Origin of the sequence: Pseudomonas sp. ML96, from assembly GCF_000761545.1 — a bacterium.
GTDB lineage: Bacteria > Pseudomonadota > Gammaproteobacteria > Pseudomonadales > Pseudomonadaceae > Aquipseudomonas.
In genome coordinates this window covers 66,677-88,965 of record NZ_JPMY01000046.1, presented here as the reverse complement: position 1 = coordinate 88,965, position 22,289 = coordinate 66,677, and the positions used below count along the sequence as shown (strand labels likewise).

At 66.6% G+C, this 22,289-nt stretch carries 24 protein-coding genes; 8 read left to right on the top strand and 16 right to left on the bottom strand.

The window, feature by feature from the left end; all coding sequences use genetic code 11:
• Positions 1-520 (top strand): hypothetical protein (locus IP89_RS23800; protein ID WP_256203180.1); only part of this gene is annotated, 520 nt, incomplete at its 5' end.
• Between the two features lie 3 nt (positions 521-523).
• Here IP89_RS23800 and IP89_RS21850 read toward each other — a convergent pair.
• From IP89_RS21850 to IP89_RS21835, 4 genes are all read right to left on the bottom strand, one after another.
• Positions 524-1,912 (bottom strand): pectin acetylesterase-family hydrolase, encoded by a 1,389-nt coding sequence (locus tag IP89_RS21850; RefSeq protein WP_052081178.1) that lies wholly within the window; start codon positions 1,910-1,912, stop codon positions 524-526.
• 353 nt (positions 1,913-2,265) lie between these two features.
• Positions 2,266-2,946, bottom strand: coding sequence for a sensor histidine kinase KdpD (locus tag IP89_RS21845; protein WP_043312024.1), 681 nt, complete (start codon positions 2,944-2,946; stop codon positions 2,266-2,268).
• Positions 2,943-4,547: a tetratricopeptide repeat-containing response regulator gene (locus IP89_RS21840; protein ID WP_043312023.1), complete on the bottom strand. Its 1,605-nt coding sequence runs from the start codon at positions 4,545-4,547 to the stop codon at positions 2,943-2,945. Before IP89_RS21840 ends, IP89_RS21845 begins: the two co-directional genes overlap by 4 nt.
• Before the next feature lie 84 nt (positions 4,548-4,631).
• Complete coding sequence (locus IP89_RS21835; RefSeq protein ID WP_043312022.1) at positions 4,632-5,294, bottom strand: GntR family transcriptional regulator; 663 nt, start codon at positions 5,292-5,294, stop codon at positions 4,632-4,634.
• Positions 5,295-5,484: 190 nt separating this feature from the next.
• Between IP89_RS21835 and IP89_RS21830 the strand changes: the two genes are divergently transcribed.
• Entirely contained in the window at positions 5,485-6,876 is a 1,392-nt protein-coding gene (locus IP89_RS21830; RefSeq protein WP_043312020.1) for an aspartate aminotransferase family protein, read from the top strand.
• A gap of 13 nt (positions 6,877-6,889) precedes the next feature.
• The gene (locus IP89_RS21825) at positions 6,890-8,257 is read left to right on the top strand and encodes a glutamine synthetase family protein (protein WP_043312019.1); all 1,368 of its coding nucleotides are present in this window, start codon (positions 6,890-6,892) and stop codon (positions 8,255-8,257) included.
• A 179-nt stretch (positions 8,258-8,436) separates the two neighbouring features.
• Here IP89_RS21825 and IP89_RS21820 read toward each other — a convergent pair whose 3' ends face one another.
• On the bottom strand, positions 8,437-9,027 hold the full coding sequence (locus IP89_RS21820) for an NADPH-dependent FMN reductase (protein WP_043312017.1): 591 nt from the start codon (positions 9,025-9,027) through the stop codon (positions 8,437-8,439).
• Positions 9,024-9,881 carry a sterol desaturase family protein gene (locus IP89_RS21815; protein WP_043312015.1) on the bottom strand — a complete coding sequence of 286 codons (858 nt, stop codon included), beginning with the start codon at positions 9,879-9,881 and terminating at the stop codon, positions 9,024-9,026. Before IP89_RS21815 ends, IP89_RS21820 begins: the two co-directional genes overlap by 4 nt.
• 70 nt (positions 9,882-9,951) lie before the next feature.
• Here IP89_RS21815 and IP89_RS21810 point away from each other — a divergent pair, with 70 nt between their 5' ends.
• Positions 9,952-10,929 carry an AraC family transcriptional regulator ligand-binding domain-containing protein gene (locus tag IP89_RS21810; RefSeq protein ID WP_043312013.1) on the top strand — a complete coding sequence of 326 codons (978 nt, stop codon included), beginning with the start codon at positions 9,952-9,954 and terminating at the stop codon, positions 10,927-10,929.
• Here IP89_RS21810 and IP89_RS21805 read toward each other — a convergent pair.
• Complete coding sequence (locus tag IP89_RS21805; RefSeq protein WP_043312011.1) at positions 10,926-11,633, bottom strand: hypothetical protein; 708 nt, start codon at positions 11,631-11,633, stop codon at positions 10,926-10,928. The two genes, IP89_RS21810 and IP89_RS21805, sit on opposite strands and share 4 nt — an antisense overlap.
• A 183-nt stretch (positions 11,634-11,816) precedes the next feature.
• On the opposite strand from IP89_RS21805, the gene IP89_RS21800 reads away from it, so the two are divergent.
• Positions 11,817-12,308: an acyl-CoA thioesterase gene (locus IP89_RS21800; RefSeq protein WP_043312008.1), complete on the top strand. Its 492-nt coding sequence runs from the start codon at positions 11,817-11,819 to the stop codon at positions 12,306-12,308.
• A gap of 68 nt (positions 12,309-12,376) precedes the next feature.
• Here IP89_RS21800 and IP89_RS21795 read toward each other — a convergent pair whose 3' ends face one another.
• A complete protein-coding gene (locus IP89_RS21795; RefSeq protein WP_043312007.1) occupies positions 12,377-13,627 on the bottom strand; it encodes a hypothetical protein in 1,251 nt (416 codons plus the stop codon).
• 113 nt (positions 13,628-13,740) lie between these two features.
• Between IP89_RS21795 and IP89_RS21790 the strand changes: the two genes are divergently transcribed.
• The gene (locus IP89_RS21790; RefSeq protein WP_043312005.1) at positions 13,741-14,145 is read left to right on the top strand and encodes a DUF3301 domain-containing protein; all 405 of its coding nucleotides are present in this window, start codon (positions 13,741-13,743) and stop codon (positions 14,143-14,145) included.
• Between the two features lies 1 nt (position 14,146).
• Here IP89_RS21790 and IP89_RS21785 read toward each other — a convergent pair whose 3' ends face one another.
• Together IP89_RS21785 and IP89_RS21780 are read right to left on the bottom strand one after the other, a co-directional pair.
• Complete coding sequence (locus IP89_RS21785) at positions 14,147-14,512, bottom strand: hypothetical protein (protein WP_043312004.1); 366 nt, start codon at positions 14,510-14,512, stop codon at positions 14,147-14,149.
• Between the two features lies 1 nt (position 14,513).
• Positions 14,514-15,395 carry an alpha/beta fold hydrolase gene (locus tag IP89_RS21780; protein WP_043312003.1) on the bottom strand — a complete coding sequence of 294 codons (882 nt, stop codon included), beginning with the start codon at positions 15,393-15,395 and terminating at the stop codon, positions 14,514-14,516.
• Between the two features lie 161 nt (positions 15,396-15,556).
• Here IP89_RS21780 and IP89_RS21775 point away from each other — a divergent pair, with 161 nt between their 5' ends.
• Positions 15,557-15,943, top strand: coding sequence for a hypothetical protein (locus IP89_RS21775; RefSeq protein ID WP_043312001.1), 387 nt, complete (start codon positions 15,557-15,559; stop codon positions 15,941-15,943).
• On the opposite strand, the gene IP89_RS21770 is transcribed toward IP89_RS21775, so the two are convergent.
• Positions 15,940-16,905: a GTP-binding protein gene (locus IP89_RS21770; protein ID WP_043311999.1), complete on the bottom strand. Its 966-nt coding sequence runs from the start codon at positions 16,903-16,905 to the stop codon at positions 15,940-15,942. The genes IP89_RS21775 and IP89_RS21770 overlap by 4 nt on opposite strands.
• A gap of 71 nt (positions 16,906-16,976) precedes the next feature.
• Between IP89_RS21770 and IP89_RS21765 the strand changes: the two genes are divergently transcribed.
• Positions 16,977-17,330 carry a hypothetical protein gene (locus tag IP89_RS21765; protein ID WP_043311997.1) on the top strand — a complete coding sequence of 118 codons (354 nt, stop codon included), beginning with the start codon at positions 16,977-16,979 and terminating at the stop codon, positions 17,328-17,330.
• Here the strand turns inward: IP89_RS21765 and zigA are convergent, their stop codons facing one another.
• From zigA to IP89_RS21740, 5 genes are all read right to left on the bottom strand, one after another.
• The gene (gene zigA / locus IP89_RS21760) at positions 17,331-18,524 is read right to left on the bottom strand and encodes a zinc metallochaperone GTPase ZigA (RefSeq protein ID WP_043311996.1); all 1,194 of its coding nucleotides are present in this window, start codon (positions 18,522-18,524) and stop codon (positions 17,331-17,333) included.
• Between the two features lie 10 nt (positions 18,525-18,534).
• Positions 18,535-18,915, bottom strand: a complete 381-nt coding sequence (dksA, locus tag IP89_RS21755; protein WP_043312221.1) for an RNA polymerase-binding protein DksA — start codon at positions 18,913-18,915, stop codon at positions 18,535-18,537.
• A gap of 165 nt (positions 18,916-19,080) precedes the next feature.
• Positions 19,081-21,003, bottom strand: coding sequence for a DUF2207 domain-containing protein (locus IP89_RS21750; protein WP_043311994.1), 1,923 nt, complete (start codon positions 21,001-21,003; stop codon positions 19,081-19,083).
• Between the two features lie 2 nt (positions 21,004-21,005).
• Positions 21,006-21,572 carry a LemA family protein gene (locus tag IP89_RS21745; protein ID WP_043311992.1) on the bottom strand — a complete coding sequence of 189 codons (567 nt, stop codon included), beginning with the start codon at positions 21,570-21,572 and terminating at the stop codon, positions 21,006-21,008.
• 70 nt (positions 21,573-21,642) lie between these two features.
• The gene (locus tag IP89_RS21740; protein ID WP_043311990.1) at positions 21,643-22,152 is read right to left on the bottom strand and encodes a DUF3617 domain-containing protein; all 510 of its coding nucleotides are present in this window, start codon (positions 22,150-22,152) and stop codon (positions 21,643-21,645) included.
• Positions 22,153-22,289: the final 137 nt, after the last annotated feature.

Below are 22,289 nucleotides of genomic sequence, written 5' to 3'. Positions count from 1 at the left end.
AGCGCCGGCGCCGAGCAGCGCCGCCAGCAACGTACCCACCGAGCCGGCCCCCGCCGCCCGCCCGGCGCTGCAGGACGATCCTGCCGTGCAGGGTTACCAGGCACGCCTGCAGTTCGCTGCCGATTACCAGGGCTTCGTCAAAGGCGCCGCCGAACTGAGCGAAGCCGAGCGGCACCAGCGCGCTGCAACGTTGGCCAAGGAAATCGACCGGCGTGAGGCAGCCGGTGAGCTGGCACTGAGCGAGGCGCTGCTGCTGCAGGTCGGCCTGGCCCAGGCCGAGGGTGGCGACGAGCAGGCGCAGAAGTCTCGCGCCGACGCACTGGTGGCACGCTACCAGGCGCTGAGCGCGGCACGCGAGGCGCAGGCCAAGGCGCCCGATGCGCGCTTCAACCGCTACAAGTCCGACGAGAAGCGCATCGTCGAGGAAGTCATGGCCATGGACAGCATCCCCGACGGCCTCAGCCGCGACCAGTACCTGCGCCAGCGCCTGCAGGAGGCGCGGGAGCAGGCGTACCAGTAAGACCTACAGAAGCTGGTCGAGGATGTAGTAGAGCAAGTTGAACGGCTTGGCCTTGTCCGCCGCCGCGCTGCTCTCCGACGCCGACAGCACCGCGCCGTTGCCCTCCAGCAGATTGTTGACGAAGTTATCCAGCTCCAGGTTCTGCTCCTGCACGTCCGAGTTGGCGAACTCGATGATGCTGGTGCAGTGGCTCTCGTTCACCGCGCGGTACTGCGGGAAGTAGCCGCCGAAGTTGCTCAGGTTGGCCAGCTGGCCACGCAGGCGGCCGGTATCCACCGCCCACTTGGCGTGGATCAGCGCCTCCTTGGTGGCGGCGTCCGGGGCGTTGATGATGTCCGGATGGAAACGCTCGTAGGAGTAGGACGAGTAGTTGAGGTCCTGCCAGAAGTGCGTATGTCCGAGACGATCACCCGGCAGATTGGTGGAAAGCGCCGTGTACAGGCTGCCCAGGTCGCTGCCGTTGAGCCCTGGCAGGCGGCTCTGCAGGTAGGCCACCGGACCATCGTTGAGGCCCCAGGCGGCGCGGATATAGTCCTGCAGCGGGCGCGACGGGTACTGGCTGACGTCGCTGCCGGGCGGCGCGCTGAACACCGGGCCGGAGTCGTCGAGGAGGAAGCCGCGGGTCGGCGCCATGTCCTGGCGGATGCCCACATAGTTAGTCAGGCTGCCGGCGCCGCCGGCGCTGCAACCGGTGGTGAGCAGCTGGGCCGGGCGCGGCAGGTTGTTCTTCAGCCAGGCCACCACGGCGCGGGTATTGCGCATGCCGTTGTGGTGCCACACCAGCGGCGGCTTCTGGTTCTGCGGGTCGTTGTACACCGCCACTTTGTCGCCGGAGTAGATGTCACCGGTGCAGTAGGGCACGTAGACCATGTTCCAGTTCTGCGTCTTGGTTCGCGTCCAGGGGTGCAGGCGCACCACCAGCGGGCTGACCAGACTGGCGCCGGGGTTGAGCAGGCCCATGTAGTCGTCGGGGATGCCGTCCGGGTTACGCGCGCCGCGGATACCGGTCTGCCCGGTGCAGCTGGCGTAGTCCCAGCAGGCGCCGCCGCCTTCCAGGTAGATGATGGTGTTGGTGGTGTTCGGCACGCGGTTGACGAAGAATTTGTAGGGCGAGCCGTTGCCGCACACCGCGCCGGTCTGTGGCGCCAGCTGGATGGCCTGCCAGCCGTAGTAGTTGCCGGGCTTGAAGCCCGAATTGAAACCCCCCGGATTGTTCAGCAACGGATAGGGACCGAGGCCCTGCGCGGGAGTGACCTTGTTGTCCGCCGGTGGCGGCGAGGTGAGGTTGAGCAGGGTTTTCCAGACGCTGTAGTCGCCCAATTCGGCATGGGCAGGCGTGGTGGTGAGCAGCGCCGCTGCGGATACGCAGCAGGCCAGCAGGGCAGACTTCATGGGCACGTCCTCGTCTTGTTCTTCTTGTCGAGGGCATGGGCCACGGCCGGAGACTTCCATGCCCGGTGGCGGTCCCGGTCGGGGACCGAAGCACAACAGGCACGCTAGTACATGGCGCCGGCATGGCCAAGGCGCCCTTATATTGATTCGGGATAGTGAAGCTAAAAGAAGCTAACCGATGCGATGCTGCGGGGATCGGCGCTCATCCATCCAGAGTCTGTTTCGGCGCCTTTGAGCTAGAGCCAGGTAAGGCGAAATTGGCTGAGGGCGCGGAGTTTACGAGCTGTAAATGAGCAGCCCGAGGCCAATTTCAACGCAGCATGGCCGACGATCAAGGGCGCCGAAATAGGCTCTCAGGGGAGGTAGATACGAAACTCGCCACCACCGAGCGCCCCGCCATTGCGCAGTTCGATGCGCCCGCGCCGGCCCTGGCGCTCGTGCAGCTCGGCGATGCGCGCGGCGAAGTACAGGCCCAGCCCGGTGCTGCCGCTGCTCTGGTTGAGGCCGAGTACATAGTCGCCCTGGTGCTCGAGCATCGTCTGGGGATAACCGGCGCCGTCGTCGTTGATGCTCAGCAGCAGCTCGCCGTTTTCCTCGTGGGCGCTCAGCAGCAATGCGCTGCGCGCGTAGCGGATCGAGTTGGCGATGATGTTGGCGACCACCGAGCCGAGCAGCTCCTGGTCGAAGAAACCCATCAGGTCGAAGGTCTCCACCTCACAACGGGCAGCGATGCCACGGCTGCGCAGCACCTCGTCATGGCGCGCCAGCTGCGCCTGCAGGAAGTCCTCGACCTCCTGGTAGCCGGGGCGCAGCGGCAGCTGGTTGACCCCCAGTTTGTACAGACCGAGCAACTGCACCAGCATGCCGTTGAGGCGAGCGAACTCATACTCGATCACCCCGCGCTGGGGGCCGTCCTGCAGCTCCACCGGCAATTGTGCCAGCCACTGCGCATGGGCCTGGCCGAGCATGGCCAGGGAGTTTTTCATGTCGTGCACGGTGGAGGCGATCACCGTGGAGAAATCCAGTCCGCTCATTCGTCGAAGGCCCTGCGGCGCAGCTGCTGGTAACGCTCGTAGCGCGCATCGTCGTGGGGAATCATGCGTACCGCGTCGAGGCAGGCGCGGCACTCCTCGGTGAGCGTGGCCGAGGCCTGCTCGCCACTCAGGCGCTGCAACGACTGGGCGGTGTTGAGGGCGATACTGATGTTCTTCGGCTGCAGCACCAGGGCCCGGCGGAACAGCTCCAGGGCGTCGGCGAAACGGCTCAGCTGGTAGGCGCGCACGCCCTGGCGGTTGAGCTCCACCGCCTCCTTGGCGCCACTGAGAATGGCCGGATCGCTGGTCAGCCGCGCCACGCCCTGCAGCACCGCCGGGTCGTCGCCATAGATTTCCACGCAGCTCTTCAGCACATCCTCACCCGCCTCGGCCTGGCCCAGCTGTTTGAGCTGGTTGGCCACGGCCAGGGCCGCGTCGGCGCAGAAGAATTCGCCGAGCTGCGCCATATCGGCCACTGCCTGCGCGGCCAGCTGCTTGGCGCGCGCCGCATCGCCGGACTTGTGCAGGCTGCTGGCCTGCATCAGCCGTGCGCGCACCTGCAGCACCTTGTCCTGGCCGAACTGGTTGTCCAGCTCGGCGAGGGTCTGGTTGATCTCGGCCTGGGCGCGCTTGTCCAGGGTCTCCTCGCCGGCGCCGGAGATCAGCGCCTGGCTCAGGCTCAGGTAGTTCTCCGCGCTCTTGAAGCGCGAGTTCTTGCCCTGCTCCACCGCACTGCGGAAGGCCTTGGAGGCGCCGGCGAAGTCCTCGTTGTGCATCGCCAGCTTGCCCAGCTGGGATTGGCGGCGAATGGCCAGGGGCGACAGGCGCACGGCGTCCTCGAGAATCTCCTGGGCACGCTTGGTCTCGCCCTGGGCGTCGAGCACCGCGGCCAGACCGTCGTACAGGCCGGGCTGCATGGGGAAGGTCTGCAGCGCCTTCTCGTACAGCTGACGCGCGTGCAGGTGCTCGCCACGCGCCAGCAGCTGCGCGCCCAGGGCCTGGTAGGCCCAGGGGATGGCGCGCTCGGCCAGCACGGCGTTGAGCAGGCGCTCCAGTTCCTCGCTACGCCCCAGCGTGCGCAGGGCGCCGGCCTTGTAACGCTGGCACAGCGGCAGCAGGCGTTTGTCCTGCTGGCTGAGGCGGTCGCAGGCGGCCAGCACCTCGGCCGGGGCCTGCTTGTCCAGCGCCTGCAGCACCGGCTTGAGCAGGGCCTTGCGCTCCATCAGCTTGTCCAGGCGCTGGGCCAGGCTGGCACGGTTGAACGGCTTGGTCAGGTAGGCGTCCGGCTCATGCTCGAGGGCGCTGAGGACCATGGCCTGGCTGCTCTCGGCGGTGACCATGATGAAGATGCACAGGTGGCTGATCAGCCGCGCGGCGATCAGCTCCTCCAGCACCTGCTGGCCGTTCTTGCCGGCACCCAGGTTGTAGTCGTGGAGAATGATGTCGTAGCGCTTCTGCCGGCACATGGCGATGGCTTCTTCGCCGCGGTTGGCGGTGTCCACATCGCGTGCGCCCATCTCGCGCAGCATGGCCTTGACCGAGCTGAGGAAGTCGGTGAAGTCGTCGACGATGAGAAAGCGCTGCTGGCTGTAGTCCTGCATGTGCTGGGCCTTCCTGGAGCCGGGAATGCTTCAGTGTAAGCCAGGATTGGCTGCCGTCTCGCTCACCGCGAGACGGCGCGTGGTTCAGCGGCTGCGCGCCTGCACGCCCTCCAGTTCCAGCAGGTTGAGGAGGAAGCGGGCGAAGTAGATCAGGTCCTGCTCCATGGCCTTGCGCGCGGCCTTGGCGTCACCGGCCTCGATGGCGGCAAAGGCTTCCTCATGGAAGTCGTTGAGCCGCAGCGAGAGGTCGGCGCCGGTGAACAGGCGGTTGAAGAACGGGCCGATCTGCAGCCACAACGACTCGATCGAGCGCAGCAGTATCGGGTTGCCGCAGGCGCCGTAGAGATGCAGGTGGAAGCGGCTGTTGGCCTCCAGGTAGTCCTGGATCTGGCGCTGCTCGATGGCTACGTCCATGCGCGCCACGCAGTCGCGCAGCTCGGCCATGTCGGCGGGGGTCAGGTTGGGCGTGGCCAGCTCCACGGCCAGGCCTTCGAGGCCCAGGCGCACCTGGAAGATGTTCTGGTAGCGCTCGCGGGTCATCGCCGGCACGCGCACCGAGCGCTGCTGCTCGCCTTCCAGGGCGCCCTCGGCGACCAGTCGTTGCAGCGCGGCGCGCACCGGCATCGGGCTGGTGCCCCACTGCGCGGCGAGGTCACGAATCTTCAGGCGCTCGCCGGGCTGGAAGCGTCCTTCGAGCAGGCTTTCGCGAATACGTTGGTAGAGGGTTTCCTGCAGATTATCGGCCATGGTGTTCAGTGTCCCCGTGGTGGCGCGGGGAGCTGGCTGAGGGTCAGGGAGCAGTCACGCATAAAATGCACCTTGTCTTTTGTGATCACATGATTGGTTTAAAAGGCTCTAATAAAGGCCATTAAACCACTCATTGCTATTTCTGTGATCACAAAATAGCATGTGCAGAAATTCGAACGAGGTGTGCAACATGACTGCCAGTGGTATCAGCCCATCCGCCGTGGAGACCTTTACCGCCCGCGAGCGCGAGCGCTTCATCGCCCGCAACCCGAGGTCGGTGGCCCTGGCCGAGCGCGCGCGCAACTCCCTGTACGGCGGCGTGCCGATGCACTGGATGGCCGACTGGTCGACCCCGGTACCGCTGTTCGTCGAGCGGGCCAAGGGCGCGCGCTTCTATGACGTCGACGGTCACGAGTACATCGACTTCTGCCTGGGCGACACCGGCACCATGTTCGGCCACTCGCCGGACCCGATCGCCAAAGCCATCGCCGAACAGGGCAACAACGGCCTGACCACCATGCTGCCGGGCGAGGACGCGGTGGTCTGCGGCGAGCTGCTGGCCGCGCGCTTTGGCCTGCCGTTCTGGCAGGTCACCGCCACCGCCACCGACTCCAACCGCTACGTGCTGCGCTGGGCGCGGGCGATCACCCAGCGCAAGACCCTGCTGGTATTCGACGGCTGCTACCACGGCACCGTCGACGACGTGATGGTGCGCTGCCGCGACGGCGAGACCGTGCCGCGCTCCGGCCTGGTCGGCCAGGCCTACGACCTGACCCAGTACAGCCGCTCGATCCCGTTCAACGACGTGGCCGCGCTGGAAGCCGCGCTGGCGCAGGGCGACGTCTGCGCCCTGCTCTGCGAGCCTGCGATGACCAACATCGGCATGGTGCTGCCCGAGCCGGGCTTTATGCAGAAATGCCGCGAGCTGACCAAAAAGTACGGCAGCCTGCTGATCATCGACGAGACCCACACCATCTCCACCGATATCGGCGGCTGCACAAAATTGTGGGATCTCGACCCGGACTTCTTCGTGGTCGGCAAGCCGATCGCCGGCGGCGTGCCGTGCGGCATCTTCGGTTGCAGCGCGGCGATGGCCGAAGCCATGACCGAGTCGCGCCAGCGCGCCAGCGAGGGCAGCCACGGCCATGGTCACAGCGGCATGGGCACCACCCTGTCGGCCAACGCCCTGGCCATGCACTGCATGCGCGCCAACCTGGAACAGGTGATGACCCCGGCCGCCTACGCGCACATGCTGCCGCTGGCCAAGCGCCTGGCCGATGGTTTCCGCAGCCTGATCGGCAAGCACAACCTGCAGTGGTCGGTCACCGAGCTGGGCGCGCGCAGCGAGTTCCAGTTCTGCCCGGTATCGCCGAAGACCGGCGCCGAGGCCGAGGCGGCCTTCCACGACGAGCTGCAGATGGCCCTGCACCTGTACCTGATCAACCGCGGCATCCTGATCACCCCGTTCCACAACATGACCCTGTGCTGCCCGAGCACCACAGCGGACGATGTGGACAAGCTGATCGGCATGCTCGACCAGGCCCTCAGCGAGCTGCTGGCCATCCCCGGCGCCCGCGAATAACCGAGACGACTCCATGAACTTCGCCGATATCCAGGAAGCCCGCGACTTCCTCGCCAAGCACCCGGAAGTACGCAGCATCGAGCTGATGCTGATCGACGCCAACGGCATCCCGCGCGGCAAGCTGCTGCACCGTGACGAGCTGCTGGCCATCTACGAGAACGGCCGGCCGCTGCCCAGCTCGATCCTCTCGCTGACCATCCAGGGCGAAGACGTGGAGGCCAGCGGCCTGGTCTGGGAAGTCGCCGACGCCGACTGCTGGACCTACCCGATTCCCGGTTCGCTGACCCTGCAACCCTGGCGCGCGGTACCCACCGGCCAGCTGCAGGTGAGCATGCACCCGACCCAGGGCCTGCCGGCCACCCCCGGCGACCCGCGCCACGTGCTGGCCCGCGCCATCGACGCGCTCAAGGCCGACGGCTACCACCCGGTAATGGCGGTGGAACTGGAGTTCTACCTGCTGGATAAACAGCGCGACGCCAATGGCCGGCCGCAGCCGGCGCTGCAGGCCAACGGCGTGCGCCCACAGGCGCCGCAGGTGTATGGCGTGTACGAGCTGGAGCAGCTGCAGCCGTTCCTCGACGACCTCTACGCCGCCTGCGAGGTGCAGGGCCTGCCGGTACGCACGGCGATTTCCGAATACGCTCCGGGCCAGGTCGAGCTGACCCTGGAGCATCGCTTCGACGCGCTGCAGGCAGTCGACGAAGGCGTGCGCTACAAGCGCCTGGTCAAGGGCGTGGCCAACAAGCACGGGCTGCAAGCCTGCTTTATGGCCAAGCCGTTCGGCGACCTGGCCGGTAGCGGCATGCACATGCACGTCAGCCTGGCCGGCGCCGAAGGCAACAACCTGATGGCCTCGGAAGATCCACACGGCACGCCGCTGCTCAAGCACGCCATCGGCGGCATGATGGCCACGCTCAACGACGCCCTGGCGATCTTCTGCCCCAACGCCAACTCCTACCGGCGCTTCCAGGCCAACAGCTACGCACCGCTGGCCAAGAGCTGGGGGGTGAACAACCGCACCGTGTCGTTCCGCGTACCGGGCGGCCCGGCCAAGAGCCGCCACGTCGAGCACCGCATCTGCGGCGCCGATGCCAACCCGTACCTGGCGGCAGCGGCGATCCTCGCCGGCATCCACCATGGCATCAAAAACCAGATCGACCCGGGCGAAGCGATTGTCGGCAACGGCTACGAGCAGGCTCGTGAAACCCTGCCGACCGACTGGCTGACCGCGCTGCGCAACCTGGAGCAGTCGAGCTGGGCCAAGGAAGCGCTGGGCGAGGACTTCCTGAAGATCTTCCTGGCGATCAAGTGGGAAGAATTCCGCCAGTTCGTTGGCGAAGTCGGCGAGCAGGACTGGCGCTGGTACCTCACTCACGCCTGAGAGCCTGACCCGGATCTCTTGATCGTCGGCCATGCTGCGTTGAAATTGGGCTCGGGCTGCTCATTTACAGCTCGTAAACTCCGCGCCCTCGCCCAATTTCGCCTTGCCTGTCTCTAGCTCAAAAGACCCGAGACAGACTCTGCGCAGCAGGTCAGAACCCGCAGCGCGGGCTCTTCACATCACATACCATTGCCGAACTGCGGCTCGCTCCAGTCGATGCGCTGGGGCAGGCCGCGCAGCGCCTCGGCGTATTCCAGCAGCACCTCCAGCGCCCAGTCGGCGCGCAGGCGGATGCGCTGGTCATCGGCATCGGCTGCCTGCACAGTGTTCAGTACCGCCTCCACCTGACGCACGATCAGCTGCTCGGGGATAAAGCAGATGCGGCAGTTCTTGTAGCTGGAAGCGCGTAGCTCGGACAGCGGATAGGCGCCGCCCTGCCCTGACGACACCCCCACCAGCAGCGCCGGCTTGTGCGCCAGCTCATGACGCCCGGCGTAGAGGAAGAAGTTCTTCAGCGCCGGGCTGGCCATGCCGTTCCACTCCGGGCTGAGTACGATCAGCGCATCGGCGCGCCTGAGCTGCTCGGCCATGGCCGGCCAGTGGTCATGACCATCCTCCGCCGGCCACAGCGGCAAGGCGTTGCGCCCCAGGTCGATGATCTGCGTCTGCAGGTCGCGCTGTTGCAGGCGCGCGGCCAGGTAGCTGGCGACCTTGGCGCTCTGGCTGTCGCTGCGGCTGGAGCCGGCGACCAGGACGATATTCAGGCTCATCGGGCCAGCTCCTTCAGCTCGGCGTTAGGCGCCGGCTCAGCCTTGGGCGTGCGCACCAGCGGCCAGAACAGTTCCTGCTGCCAACTCACCGGACTCATGTCCTCGATGCCGTACTGCTCGGGGCGGCGGCGGGTGATCTTGGCGCTGCCGAACAGCACGTCCCAGAAGAACAGCAGGTTGCCGAAGTTGCCCTTGTAGTTGGTCACCCCGTCATCGGCGTTCAGGCCGTGGTGGGCGGAATGGGTGGACGGCGTGGAGATGGTCCGTTCCAGCAGCCACATCAGCGGGCGCAGGGCCGGGATGCGGTAGAGCTTGTCGTCCCAGGCCACGCTGCTGTGGGCGCCGAAGATCACGCACATCTTGAGAATCAGGTAGACGTAGTAGACCGGCGCCAGGCCCAGGTAGATCAGCGCGGCAGAGAACCAGATGCCGGGCATCAGCAGGTAGTAGAAGCTGTTGTTGCGGTAGACGATGCGGATGCTCATGTACGGCGCCGAGTGGTGCGCGCGGTGCAGGCTGTAGAGGAACGGCACCTTGTGGCTGAGGCGATGCCACCAGTACTGGGTCATGTCGTCGAACAGCAGGAACAGGGCGAATCCGGCGACGAAGGGAATTCCGGCCAGGGAGTCGCGCGCCTGCGGCAGCCACTCGCCGAGGGCAAAGTCGGCGAGGAACATGATCAACGGGAAGGTCGCACCGAGCAGCAGGCTGGAGCCGATGATCTCGATCAGCACGTCGCGGCGCTGGCCGCGCGGCTGGCGGAAGCAGCCCAGCACGACCTCGAGCAGGATAAAGCCGAGGAAGATCAGGCTGACCACGGCAATGGGATTGTTGGCGATGGAGCTGGGGTTCATGGCAACCTCTTGTTGGAAATCCCGGCCTACCGGGTTGCCTGTATCAGATGCCAGGTCGACTGCCGCTACCATGCGCGAAACGGACAACAATCTGCCCGAAGTGGCCAATCCGCCGGCGGACTCGCCCCGCCCCAGTCCGCTGCGCTTTCACCGTGGCCCGCTGGGGCGCGTGCTGCAGCGCTTTCTCAGCCAGCACCACCCGCAGCAGGAATACAGCCTGGTGCATCTGGAGCAGCTGTGGCTGCAGGCCGCCGAGCTTGACCCGGCCATCGGCCTCAACCTGTTCGCCCAGTTCAGCCCTGGCGACTGGCATGTGCTACTGCACCTGGCGCAGTTCAGCGCCAGCGTCGCCGAGGCGCTGCAGCACTGGCAGCGCTATGCACGCCTGGCCTCGGACATGGAGCGGGTGCGCCTGCAGCGCGACGGCGAGCGCCTGATCATCGAGCTGCAGATCGATGCACCGGGGGCCCTGGCGCGCTTCGTCACCGAGCACTATTCGGTGATGGCCGTGAGCATGCTGCGCCTGGGCGCCGGCCAGGCCTTCCAGCTGCTCGGCGCCGAGTTCCGCCACCCCCGCCCGGCCTACCATGCGCAGTACAAACCCTGGTTCGGCCAAGTGCAGTTCGATGCCCCGCACAATCGCCTGTACCTGGATGCCGCCTGCCTGGAACTGCCCATGCACCAGCACCACCCGGTGCTGGTGGAGCTGCTCTGCGACAGCCTGGATCGGCGCCTGGCGCGTCTGCAGCAACTCAACGGCTGGGCAGCCAAGGTCGCCGAACAGGTGCGCGGCGATTTACGCCGCGCGCAACCCCCGAGTCTGGAGGCCGCCGCCGAAGCCCTGCACCAGAGCCCGCGTACCCTGCGCCGGCGCCTGCAGGAGGAAGGCCTGGGTTTTCGCGAAGTACTCGACGCGGTGCGCGCCGAGCTGGAGCAGAGCCTGGAGCTGCAGGGCCTCAATCGCAGCCAAATCGCCGAACAGCTCGGCTATGCCGACAGCGCCGCCTACCTGCATGCGCGCAAGCGCTGGCAGAGCGGCCCCAGTTAGCGCGGCTCGACCTTGAAGTACTCGCCGGCCACGCTGATACCGGCGCCACCGTACTCCTGGCAGGCGTCGGCGAAGACTTCCAGCACCTGCAGGCGCAGACCGTCACGCAGCAGCTGCACCTGGCACTCGGCAACCAGCCCGGCGTCCTGCAGTTCGAAATAGTCGCCAGCGCCCTGCAGGCGTCCCTGCAATTCGCCGATGGCCGCCGGCCCCCACTCCTCCGGGTCGCGGCCGCCGACACGGATCGGCGCGAAGTCGGCGCGGTAACCGTCGCCCTCGCGACGAATCTGCAGGCTACTCCAGGCCGCCTGGCCGGCGTAGCGCAGGTAATGTCCCTCGACCACGGCTGCCAGCGAGGAGACATCCGCCTCGCCGACCTTGGCCAGATTGTGCCGGCTGGCAGCGCCGTCGAAATCGTTGCGCAAGGCCAGGCGCAACCAGGCCCGCGCCATACCGGCATGTGTCGCCTTGAGATTGGCCAGCATCAGATTGTTCAGCGCCAGCTCCTGGGCAGCGCGATCCTCGGCCTGTTCGGCCTGCTTGAGCTGGCGCTCGAAGGCCGCGATGGCCTCGGCATGGCGACCCGCCTGGTAGGCGGCGGTGCCGGCCTGATTGCAGGCGGCCGGGCTGGCGCAACTCTGCTGCGCGGCGGTGCACTGTGCGCCGAAAGACAGCAACACAAGCGCGAGAAGATGGCTTCGCATGATCGTCCTCCCTGAACAAAGGCCCTAGCTTAACGGCTCCTGTGCTCCACCGCCGGCAACGGCCGCAAAGTTGCATGCCTGGCGGCGCTGGCACAGCGAAGTAAACAGGCAGCATCTATAACAACCAGCAGACCCCGCAGGAACTGCACCGCCAGCACCCTAAAAACTGCCTATGAGACACCCATGGACTTCGAAACCAACACCCTGTCGATGACCGTCCTGATGACCCCGGACATGGCCAACTTCTCCGGCAACGTGCACGGCGGCACCCTGCTCAAGTACCTCGACGAGGTCGCCTATGCCTGCGCCGCGCGCTACGCCGGCTGCTACGTGGTGACCCTGTCGGTGGACCAGGTGATCTTCCGCGAGCCGGTGCATGTCGGCGAGCTGGTCACCTTCCTCGCCTCGGTCAACTACACCGGGCGCACCTCGATGGAGATCGGCATCAAGGTGGTCACCGAGAACATCCGCGAGCGCTCGGTGCGCCACACCAACAGCTGCTTCTTCACCATGGTGGCGATGGACGACCAGGGCCAGCCCAAACCGGTGCCCACCCTGCAACCGCAGAGCGCCGACGAACAGCGGCGCTTCCGCCAGGCCCAGCGCCGCCGGGAGATCCGCGAGGAACTGGTGCGCCGCTACCAGTCCCTGGACGAAGAGATAGAGGAAATCTAGAGCTCGACTCGGAAGCTCAGCTAGCGACTGGCCCGCCCGCGCGTCGGGTCAGTCGTGCGGGATACGATTCACTGCTTCGGTGGTGGCGCCCAGGACAGGCAGCGCAGGCCCTTATCGTCCTGCAGCGGACCACTGAAGCAGTAGCTCTCGCGCTCGGCATCCCAGCTCGCCCGCTGACCAGGGCGATAGGGACTGTCGACCTCGGGTGCGGCCTGGCCCAAGGCATTGAACAGCGCCAGCTTGGCGTCCAGATCATGCAGACGCGCTAGATAGCGGTTGAAGTCGGGCAGTGCCACCTGGCCGAGAATCACCCCCATCGGGTTGCGCACACGGCGCCACAGGCTCTGCTCATCGCGCACCGGCGCCGCCAGGCTGCGGACGAAGGCCAGAGTATCCAGACGCGAGTTCGCGGCCACCCGCTGATAGGCCGGCAGGCTGTCGTTGACCGTCATCTGCGGCTTGTACAGCCAACGCAGCTGCCAGCGCAGCACGCCCATTTCGGCAGCCGTCTGCGGGTTGTCCAGCAGGGTCAACAGCCCCGATCCCACCAGGGCGAACTCGCGCTGCATGGCGCCCTGCAACGAACGCTCGGCCTCGCTCAGCGCCGGCTGCGCCTCGGGTCGCGGTACCAGACCGGCGCGATACAGCTGGGCGATGGCGTCCAGATCGTCACTGAGCAGGCGCACCAGCATCATCTTCAGGATCAGATTGTCGGCCCGCGCCAGCCAGCCACGCAGCATTGCCACATCCTGCTGCAACAGGGCCAGGGCTTCGGCACCACGTGCCTCTTCGGCCAGCATCAGGGCCTGCACAGCACGCAGGCGATTGGCGCGCTCCAGACTGGTGAAGTTGGCCAGCGGCTCGTCCATGCTCGGCTGGCTGAGCGTTTGGTAGTCACTCAGCGCCAGCAGGTGCTCGTAGCGCTGCAGCAGCTCGGCATGGTGCCGCAGCAATGCGGCCAGGTCCGCGCTATTGCCTTGCAGCTGGTGCAGGCAACCGGGCTCGCCGAGAGCACAGAGGCCGCTGGGCAGCTCGATACGTTCACCACCACTGGCCGCGACCAGCGGATCACTGAAACCGTGCTGCGCACGCCACTGCCGATGCGCCTGCAGCAACTGGCGGCCGACGGCCTCCGGCTCCTGGCCGGCTGGCGCATCCAGGCCAAGCAACTGGTAATAAGCGGCGCTGTCGGCGGGTGCCGCCGGCGCTTCCAGCCAGACCTTGGCCTGGGGCGTGAGCGGCTCGTCCTGCCACCATAACCAGGTCAATGCCGCCAGGAGCAGGAGCGAGGCAAGACTTATCCACAGCCACTTCTTCATCGGTAGAACGTCCTCTGTTCGTCGTGCCGGCGACCCTAGCCGGATCGAGACGACGACTCAATCCCCCGCCGCGCGGATAGGTTAAGCTTGGGCCTGTGAACGTCGGAGTCCCCATGATCGACTTGCTGGATGTGCTGTTGCTAATGCTGTTCGCCACCGCCTGCGCCTGGCTATGGCGCGGCCATGGCATTCGCGAGCGGGCCCTGGCGCTGGCCAAGCAGCACTGCGCCAAACTGGATATCGAGCTGCTCGATGGCAACGTCGCCTTCCGCCGCCTGGCCCTGACCCGCGACAGCCGCGGCCGTCGCCGGGTGGCGCGCATCTACGACTTCGAGTTCACCGTCACCGGCGAGCAACGCCTGAACGGCAGCATCAGCATGTATGGGCGCCAGCTGGGCAGCATCGAGCTGCAAGCTCATCCCTTCCACGAGCCGGCGCCCCACGACGACAAGGTGATCCAGCTCGACGACTGGCGCCGCAGCCACCCGCGCCCGGATGATCGCCGCCGGGTCGACTGAGCTAGCCGCGCAACTCCGCCATACGCAGCAGCACCTGCTGCCATTCCGGCTCCGCTGCATAAGTCATCAGTCGGCGTAGCAAACGGCAGCGCCAGCGGTGCCAACGGCTGCCGCGCCGCTGCTGGAAGCGCCGACAACCGGCGCTCAGCCACTGCGCATCGAAACCATCCCAGACGCCAGCCGTGGTCCAGTGGTTGCCCCATAGTAGCGGCGCCACTTCTTCCAGATAGATACTCTGCAGCTCCTCGACGGACAGACCGCTGGCCAGCAGCACGCGGGCGATATGGCGGTGGCTGTACTCATCCAGCTGGTTGTCCAGCCATAGCTCGGACAACGCCAGCCACACGTCCTCGCGGCTGGCGCTCATCTCAGGCCCGGGCCAGGAGGAAGGCGCGCGCCCGCTCGGCGGTATCCTCGGGATGTTCCTGCATGAAGCAGTGCCCGCCCGGCACCTCGGCGATGCTCACCGCGGCGTTGAGCCCGTTCAGGCGCTTGGCCGACTGGCCGACGAAGGGGTAGGTCTTGTCGCCGTAGAGCAGCAGGCTCGGCGTGGCGATCTTGCCCAGCGACGGCCACAGCCGTTTGGGGAAGGAACTGAAGATATCCACCTCGCGGCTCGGCCGGCACTTCAGCTCGACGCTGCCGTCCTCGGCATCCTTCAGCGCGTGATCGACATAGGCCTGCAGCGCCGCGTCGGTCCAGCCACGGAAGATGCCCTTGCCCTGCAGCAGGCCGAAGGCATTGGCCCGGTCCGGCCACTGCCGGCGGCGACTGGCAGACTTCTTCGCCATCACGTTGCGCCGATGCAGGCCGACCAGCTCGGACAGCGCCATGGCACCGATCATCGACTTGCTGAACAGCACCGGGTCGAGCAGCACGGCACGGCGGAACAGCTGCGGCTCGCGCGCCAGGATCAGGCTGGTCAGCACCCCGCCAAAGCTGTGGCCCAGCGCATAGCGCGGCACCTCGCCGAAGATTCCACGCCCAGCCGTGAAGGCCTCCACCGCCAGCTCGGCACTGCGGTTCCAGCCATGGAAACGACCGCCATGCTCGGTATCGCCATGGCCCTGGGCATCGCACAGCCAGAGGTCGAAGTGCTCGGCCAACGGTGCCAGCATCGGCTCGTAGGTACGCCCGCAGAAGCCATTGCCGTGCAGGAAATGCAGCAGCGGCTTGCCGCTTGGCGCGGTGTGCCAACCGGCCAGGGTGAAGCCGGCAGAGGTGGGATGGGACCAGGGAAGCAGGTGCATAGATAGCGAACCGAAACGGAAAACTGTGCCCAGTGTAACGACAGACCACAGCCCAGTCAGGCCGGCAAAGGCGCCGAATGTTCGGCGATAAAGGCGCTACATGCAGCTAAATCGGCAGAGACCGAAATGTCGACCACATCACGAACTGGCACTCTGCTACCATGCGATCGGCCCTGTACGGCCGCCCCTCCACCGTGGACAAGGACCACGCCTTGCAGAACCTGCGCACCTCCGACAACGGCAGCTACATCGACTTCCTGCGTGACCATCTCAGCCAGCAAGGCATCGAGTCCATCGCCTGCGACCTTGGCGAGGAGGCCCGCGGCCATCGCTTCGCCCTGCTGCTGCCGCACGAGCACGACGCCGCGCGCGCCTGGCAGCTACTGAGCACCGCGCCCACAGAGTTCGATCACCATCTACAGGTCGCCGACGAGCACGACAACCGCCGGATCGCCTTCTACCGTTCGCCAGCTGTACGCCGCTTCAGCCTGGGTCTGCTGGCCCTGCTGCTGGCCGGTATGGGTCTGGAAGCCCTGCTGGCCCGCTAGACCAGGCGGCAGTCCGCCAAGGCCGCAGACAGCCCCACAGCATCCTGCGGGGCGGCGAAGATCAGCTCCAGGCGCGAATCCCGCCGCCATTCGCTGACACGCCACTGCAGGCCGTCGCCCTCCAGCGCATTGGCCGATTGCCAGCCACCCTGCCCATGCAGCACCAGCTTGGCACGACGCCAATCCAACCCGCCCAGCCAGAGCCCGACCCTGTCGAGATCGAAGACCTGGCTAGGATGAAAGCGCCAGCCGATGCTCCAGCCTTCGGCCTGCTCCTGCACCTGACAGATCGGCTGACTGGGATCGCTCCAGATCGCCGCCAGCGGCGCTCTGCCCGAAGGTAGTTCGGGAGCCTGGGTGGCTTGCTGCGCTTGGGCATCAGCCCCCGGTAGCCTGGTGAAATCCAGGGCGCCGTTGCTGGTCCAGTGCAGTGGTCGGGCCGGCAGCAATGCCTGCACACGCTCACGGCTCTCCTCATCCAACCCCTCGGCCTTGTTCAGCAGCAACAGGCCGGCATGCTCCAGGGTTACCTGCTGGCTCTCCGGCAGCGCCTGGCCGGCGGCCAGGGCCTGCGCATCCAGCACCAGCACCAGCGGCTGCAGGTCCAGCACTCCGGCCCAGGGCGCCTCGCGCAGCTGGCGCAGCAATTCGAGTGGATGGCCAAGGCCGGACGGCTCGATCAGCAACCGATCCGGACGCGCCTGGCGCAGCAGGCGTCCGAGGCCGACCTGGAATGGCGCACCGGCGACGCAGCACAGGCAGCCGCCGGGAATCTCGGCCAGGCTCACGCCATCCTGCCCGGTCGTCAGCAACGCCTGGTCGAGACCGATCTGGCCGAACTCGTTGATCAGCACCGCCCAGCGTTCGCCCGCCGGCTTGTGCGTCAGCAGGTGGCGGATCAGGCTGGTCTTGCCCGCCCCTAGGGGGCCGGCGATCAGATGTGTGGGGATGTTGGCGAGCATGGCGCTATGGTGCGGTTTCACGCGGCGCCGGGAAAGGCTAAAGTCGCCGCTTTGTCGTTGAGGACGATGCGATGCGTGCGATGGTTGCCCTGCTCCTGCTGGGCCTGGCCGGCCAGGTTTGGGCCGAGGCCTGCGTGGTGCACAGCGAGGGCCAGCAGGTTGAGGTCAAGCTCTGCCAGCAGAACCGCAGCATCCCCAAAAACCTGTTCCGCAACGGTTTCTGCGCCCCGCAGCTGAAGGACCAGAAGGTCCAGGTGCGTTTCGCCGACCAGTGCCCCAGCGGCGCGTTTGGCGAATGCCGCAACGCCAAGGTGCAGGGCACGCCGTACCAGCAGGATATCCATTACTACGGCGTGGCCAGCGACGCCCGCTACCTCAAGCCCGCCTGCGAGCAGCAGAGCCAGGGCCAGTGGCTGGAGCCCTGATCAGGCCGCGGCCGCGAACGGGTCCGGCAACAGCGCCCAGGCCGTCGGGCCACCTGCCATTTCCGCATCGCTGAGCAGGCAGGCATCGAGCTCGGCATGCAGGCGGGCGAAGTCGATGCCCTGGCCGATGAACACCAGCTCCTGGCGACAGTCGCCAACCGCCACGTCCCACTTGGCCATCACCGTACGCAGCCCCTCCTCGTCCTGCGGCCACTGCTCGCGCGGCACGAAGCGCCACCAGCGACCGGCCTGGCCGTAACGCATCAAGCCGCCGGCCTGCGACCAGCTTCCGGCCTCGCGGTGCTGGCTGGCCAGCCAGAAGTAGCCCTTGGAGCGCAGCAGCCGGCCATTGACCCATTCGCGGTCGAGGAAAGCGAAGAAGCGTTCGGGGTGGAACGGCCGGCGCGCCTGGTAGGCGGTCGAGCCGATGCCGTACTCCTCGCTCTCCGCCACGTGCTCGCCACGCAGCTCCTTGAGCCAGCCCGGCGCCTCGGACGCCCGCTCGAAGTCGAAGCGGCCGGTGTTGAGCACCTTGTCCAGTGGCACCTCGCCCATGCTCATCGGCAGAATCTCGGCATGGGTGTTGAGGCGGCGCAGGATCGCCTGCAGCTCCGCGCACTGCTCGGCGTCGATCAGGTCGGCCTTGCTCACCAGCAGCACGTCGGCGAACTCCACCTGCTCGATCAGCAGATCGGTGATCGCGCGGTGATCGTCCTTGCCGAGGGTCTCGCCACGGCTGGCCAGACTCTCGGCGGCCTGGAAGTCGCGCAGGAAGTTCACTCCGTCGACCACCGTGACCATGGTGTCCAGCCGCGCCAGGTCCGACAGGCTCTGGCCCTGTTCGTCGCGGAAGGTGAAGGTCTCGGCCACTGGTAGCGGCTCGCCGATGCCGGTCGACTCGATCAGCAGGTAGTCGAAGCGCCCCTCGCGGGCCAGGCGGGCGACCTCTTGCAGCAGATCCTCGCGCAGGGTGCAGCAGATGCAGCCGTTGCTCATCTCCACCAGTTTTTCTTCGGCGCGATTGAGGCTGACATCGCGCTGCACCGCCGTGCCGTCGAGGTTGATCTCGCTCATGTCGTTGACGATCACCGCCACGCGCAGGCCGGCGCGGTTGCGCAGCACCTGGTTGAGCAGGGTGCTCTTGCCGGCACCGAGGAAGCCGGAGAGCACAGTTACGGGGAGACGCTGGTCCATCGGGAAGTCCTCACAGATCACGGATATGTCGTTCGCGGCGTTCCTGACGTTCCTTGGCCTCGACACACAGCGTCGCCGTCGGGCGCAGCAGCAGCCGGGGCAGACCGATCGGCTCGCCGGTCTCCGCGCACCAGCCGTACTCGCCGTGGGCGAGGCGTTGCAGGGCGGCGTCGATCTTGTCCAGTAGGCGCTTCTCCCGCTCCAGCACACGCAGCTGCCACTGGCGTTGCTCTTCGGCGCTGCCGGCATCCGCCGGATCGCTGGTCGGCTCGAGTTCACGCAGATCGGCGCATTCGCTGGCAATGCGCTGCTGCAGCTCCTCGCGCTGCGCCAGCAACAGCAGGCGGAAAAAGGCCTGCTGCGCTGCGTCCATGTAGGCAGAGGCGGGCATGGCCAGGAGTTCGGCTTGGCTGAGCACGGGCAAGTCTCATCAGGGCTTATGTTTGAGTTATAACATAACATAAACAACAAAAATCACCCCAACCATGCGACTTCGTCTGAGCCAGTAACGATGGCGGGGAGCGGCCGCCAAGTTATCCACAGCCCATAACGACACCTACCAGCCGCCGCCTCCCCCGCCGCCGCTACCACCGCCCGAGGAGCCGCCACCGGACGAACCTCCGCCGCCGGACGACGAACTGGCCGGCGGCGTCGAAGCGCTGGCCGAGGCACTGACCAGACTGGAACTCAGCACCGTACCGAAGCTGGACGGCGAACTCAGACTACCGCGAGCCCGATACCAGTCCGGCTGGTACTGCTCGGCGTCGATCAGGCCAGACTGCAGCGCGGCGGCGAAGCGCGCGCTCCATTTCTCCTCCACACCCAGAGCCATGGCATAGGCCAAGTGCCGCTCATACAGGGCGATGGTCATGACTGGCGAACCACCGGCGCGCTCCAGCACCTCGCCCTCGGCCAGCTGCAGGTAGTCGCGGTAACCGGCCGCCGCATCCAGCAGCTCCTGTCCCTTTGCCGAAGGCGCCTCCAGCCAGCGGTAGAACAGCGCCACCACCAGCAGATAGGCGATCACCAACAGCATCACCGGCAGCGAGCAGGCATACAGCAACATCCACAGGCCGATCGGCACCGGGAAGCCGAACATCAGCGCCACCAGCCACAGCACGAGGCGCTTGCCATAACCCGACTCGCGCAAAGCCAGGCCCAGCACCACCGCCGTGGGCACACCGAAGCCCAGGCTGAACATCAGACCACCAATGGCCAGCCCCCACTGCTCCTCGCCCTGCAAGCCGGTCAGCACGCTGAGCAGCAGGCCGGGTACGGCGATAGCCAGGCCGGTGGCCCAGGCGCTGCGATTGTTGGCGTGCCACAGGCGGCCATGAGTCGCCAGGCTGTCGACCATGCGCGTCTTCATCTCTGCCAGGCGTGGTTGATAGCGGCCGCCCAACTCCAGCGGCGCGTCGGCCTTGCTCGCCGGGAACATCCGACGCAGCCATTCGATCTCGCCGACCCGGCCTTCCTCGATCGGCTTATCGCCACGCTGCACACTGAAGCCACCGCCATGCGGGAGATCCTCCAGGCGAATCAGCCCACGGATCGCCCAGTCGGTGAAGCACACGCCGAGCGCCCGCGCCTCGTCGAAGCCGCCGCGAAAGCCCTTGTGCCAGAGGTAGCCGACCTGCACCGGGCTGAGATCGTCCGGCGCCTCGAAACGCACGATATGCAGGCCCTTGCGCGGATCGCGGCCGACTCGTCGCCAAGTACGAACGTAATAGCCCAGCAGCGCCAACCAGAGCAGCCCGCCTAGAGCCACGCCGGCGTTGTCCCACAACAGTCGCAGCCCTCGCCACAACAGGCTGGGACGCTCGACCAAGCCGGCCGGCCAGCCCACTGCCAGAGTGAAACCCTGCTGCGGCGCCAGCACCTCGGTGGTCTCCAGGCGCAGGTAGTCAGCGCCACGCTCCACCTCCCGGTATCCCGCGCCCTGCTCGCCACTGGCGCCGGTATAGCCGTAGACGCTGCCGATACGCGCCCCGGCCGGCAGCTGCAGGCGCACCGAGGCCTGCAGGATGGGGAAAGCCCAGGCGTTGCCGGTGACGTTCCAGTACAGCTCGTCCTCGTCCGCGCGATGCAGCAGCTGCGGGTCGACGCGGTAGTGCAGGCGGTACACGTAGCGGCCCGGCTGCAGGTAGTGCGCCGGGCTGCCCAGGTAGAAGCGCTGGTAGGCGCCGATGCGCTCCTCGCGCACCGACTCGGGAGCACCGTCGCGGGTGGCGCCGAGCAGCGCAATGGGCGTCTTGCGCAGCAGGCCGCCCGGCAGGCTGTAGGTCACCGGAATGTCGCGGTAGATGCCGCGCTGAATCTGCTCGCCCTCGGCGTGCACGGTGATCTTCTCGATCACCTCGAGCATGCCGTCGCCGGTCACGCGCAACTGCACGGCGAAATCCTCGATGCGCTCCTGCGCCTGCGATACGCCAGGCAACAGGCAACACAACAACGACAGAATCCTCAGCCATCCCGGCATGTTCAGAACTCCATGTTCGGCGACTGTGCGTCGCGGGCGTCTTCCAACGTGAAATAGGCGGCGCAGCGGAAGCCGAAGGCCTTGGCCAGCAGATTGCTCGGCACCGACTCGACCAGCACGTTGAGCTCACGAACCGCGCCGTTGTAGTAACGGCGCGCCATCTGGATATGGTCTTCCACCTCACTGAGGGTGCGCTGCAGGTCGAGGAACACCGCATCGGCCTTCAGCTCGGGGTAGCGTTCGGCGAGGGCGAAGGCGCGCAGCAACGAGGCACTCAACTGGCCCTCGACCGGGCCGCGCCCGGCGGCGCTATCGGCCTCGTGGGCCTGCACCTCGCCGCGGCGGCTGACCAGCTCCTCCAGGGTGTCGCGCTCATGGGCCATATAGGCCCGCAGGCAGGCGACCAGTTGCGGGATCAGGCTGGAGCGGCGCTTGAGCTGCACATCGATGCCGCTCCAGGCCTCGGCCACGCGCGCCCGGTTGAACACCAGCAGGTTGTAGCCATAGATGCCGACCAGCAGCACCAGTACAAGCAACACCAGACCGGCCCACCCGACGATTCCCTGCATGCCACGCCCTCACTCCCTGATCCGGCAAGCAGTGTAACCGTGCTCAGCGCACGGCGTCGCCGACCCGCCCTCAGCGTGGCGGCAGGCCGCCGCAGTCCTCGCCGATCCAGCGCGCCTGGCTGTTCATCGTGCTCTCGCGACCGTCGTAGACACCCTTGACCTGGGTGGTGAAGGCTGTGTCGCTCTGGAAGTGGGTCTCACCTTCCCCCTGGCCATTGGGGCAGGTGAAGCGGAATTTCCACAGCTGCGCGCTGCGCTCGGTGACCTCGTGACTGCACCCGGAATCCGGGTCCTGCAACGGAATGTCCTGGCCCTTGGCCCGCTCCGGGCTGATGCACAACTGCACGCCGGAACTACCGAGCTTCACACCCTTCTGTTTGAGCATCTGCTCCATCATCTGGCGCTGCTCGGGCGCCAGATTCTGCAGCTGGCCGAGCACCTCCTGCATATTCGGCACCGGCTGGCCATCGCTCTGCGCCTCGCCACTGAACTCCCATAGGCCAGGGCGAATCTCGGCGAAGGCCATGGCAGGCAGCAGGCTCAAAGCCAGCAGCAAGTTTCGTGAAATAGAGAACGACATGGGCAGGCTCCAGCTAGCGATGGTTACCGCTAGCTTAGGCAGAACACTGGCATGTAAGAGGAGAAACGGACGTAAAGCTCGGCATCGGCAAGATGCCGATGGGGGATGGATTCACTAGGTTCAATGGCTCAGCCTCG

Bases quoted from the DNA above. Each gene is read 5' to 3' on its own strand.
- IP89_RS21745 (WP_043311992.1), bottom strand. From the start codon at position 21,572: ATGCAGGGAATCGTCGGGTGGGCCGGTCTGGTGTTGCTTGTACTGGTG.
- IP89_RS21840 (WP_043312023.1), bottom strand. From the start codon at position 4,547: ATGCAGGACTACAGCCAGCAGCGCTTTCTCATCGTCGACGACTTCACC.
- IP89_RS21765 (WP_043311997.1), top strand. From the start codon at position 16,977: ATGCGTGCGATGGTTGCCCTGCTCCTGCTGGGCCTGGCCGGCCAGGTT.
- IP89_RS21805 (WP_043312011.1), bottom strand. From the start codon at position 11,633: ATGCGAAGCCATCTTCTCGCGCTTGTGTTGCTGTCTTTCGGCGCACAG.
- IP89_RS21845 (WP_043312024.1), bottom strand. From the start codon at position 2,946: ATGAGCGGACTGGATTTCTCCACGGTGATCGCCTCCACCGTGCACGAC.
- IP89_RS21825 (WP_043312019.1), top strand. From the start codon at position 6,890: ATGAACTTCGCCGATATCCAGGAAGCCCGCGACTTCCTCGCCAAGCAC.
- zigA (WP_043311996.1), bottom strand. From the start codon at position 18,524: ATGGACCAGCGTCTCCCCGTAACTGTGCTCTCCGGCTTCCTCGGTGCC.
- IP89_RS21850 (WP_052081178.1), bottom strand. From the start codon at position 1,912: ATGAAGTCTGCCCTGCTGGCCTGCTGCGTATCCGCAGCGGCGCTGCTC.
- IP89_RS21820 (WP_043312017.1), bottom strand. From the start codon at position 9,027: ATGAGCCTGAATATCGTCCTGGTCGCCGGCTCCAGCCGCAGCGACAGC.
- IP89_RS21835 (WP_043312022.1), bottom strand. From the start codon at position 5,294: ATGGCCGATAATCTGCAGGAAACCCTCTACCAACGTATTCGCGAAAGC.
- IP89_RS21780 (WP_043312003.1), bottom strand. From the start codon at position 15,395: ATGCACCTGCTTCCCTGGTCCCATCCCACCTCTGCCGGCTTCACCCTG.
- IP89_RS21800 (WP_043312008.1), top strand. From the start codon at position 11,817: ATGGACTTCGAAACCAACACCCTGTCGATGACCGTCCTGATGACCCCG.
- IP89_RS21770 (WP_043311999.1), bottom strand. From the start codon at position 16,905: ATGCTCGCCAACATCCCCACACATCTGATCGCCGGCCCCCTAGGGGCG.
- IP89_RS21795 (WP_043312007.1), bottom strand. From the start codon at position 13,627: ATGAAGAAGTGGCTGTGGATAAGTCTTGCCTCGCTCCTGCTCCTGGCG.
- dksA (WP_043312221.1), bottom strand. From the start codon at position 18,915: ATGCCCGCCTCTGCCTACATGGACGCAGCGCAGCAGGCCTTTTTCCGC.
- IP89_RS21810 (WP_043312013.1), top strand. From the start codon at position 9,952: ATGCGCGAAACGGACAACAATCTGCCCGAAGTGGCCAATCCGCCGGCG.
- IP89_RS21775 (WP_043312001.1), top strand. From the start codon at position 15,557: ATGCGATCGGCCCTGTACGGCCGCCCCTCCACCGTGGACAAGGACCAC.
- IP89_RS21790 (WP_043312005.1), top strand. From the start codon at position 13,741: ATGATCGACTTGCTGGATGTGCTGTTGCTAATGCTGTTCGCCACCGCC.
- IP89_RS21785 (WP_043312004.1), bottom strand. From the start codon at position 14,512: ATGAGCGCCAGCCGCGAGGACGTGTGGCTGGCGTTGTCCGAGCTATGG.
- IP89_RS21815 (WP_043312015.1), bottom strand. From the start codon at position 9,881: ATGAACCCCAGCTCCATCGCCAACAATCCCATTGCCGTGGTCAGCCTG.
- IP89_RS21740 (WP_043311990.1), bottom strand. From the start codon at position 22,152: ATGTCGTTCTCTATTTCACGAAACTTGCTGCTGGCTTTGAGCCTGCTG.
- IP89_RS21750 (WP_043311994.1), bottom strand. From the start codon at position 21,003: ATGCCGGGATGGCTGAGGATTCTGTCGTTGTTGTGTTGCCTGTTGCCT.
- IP89_RS21830 (WP_043312020.1), top strand. From the start codon at position 5,485: ATGACTGCCAGTGGTATCAGCCCATCCGCCGTGGAGACCTTTACCGCC.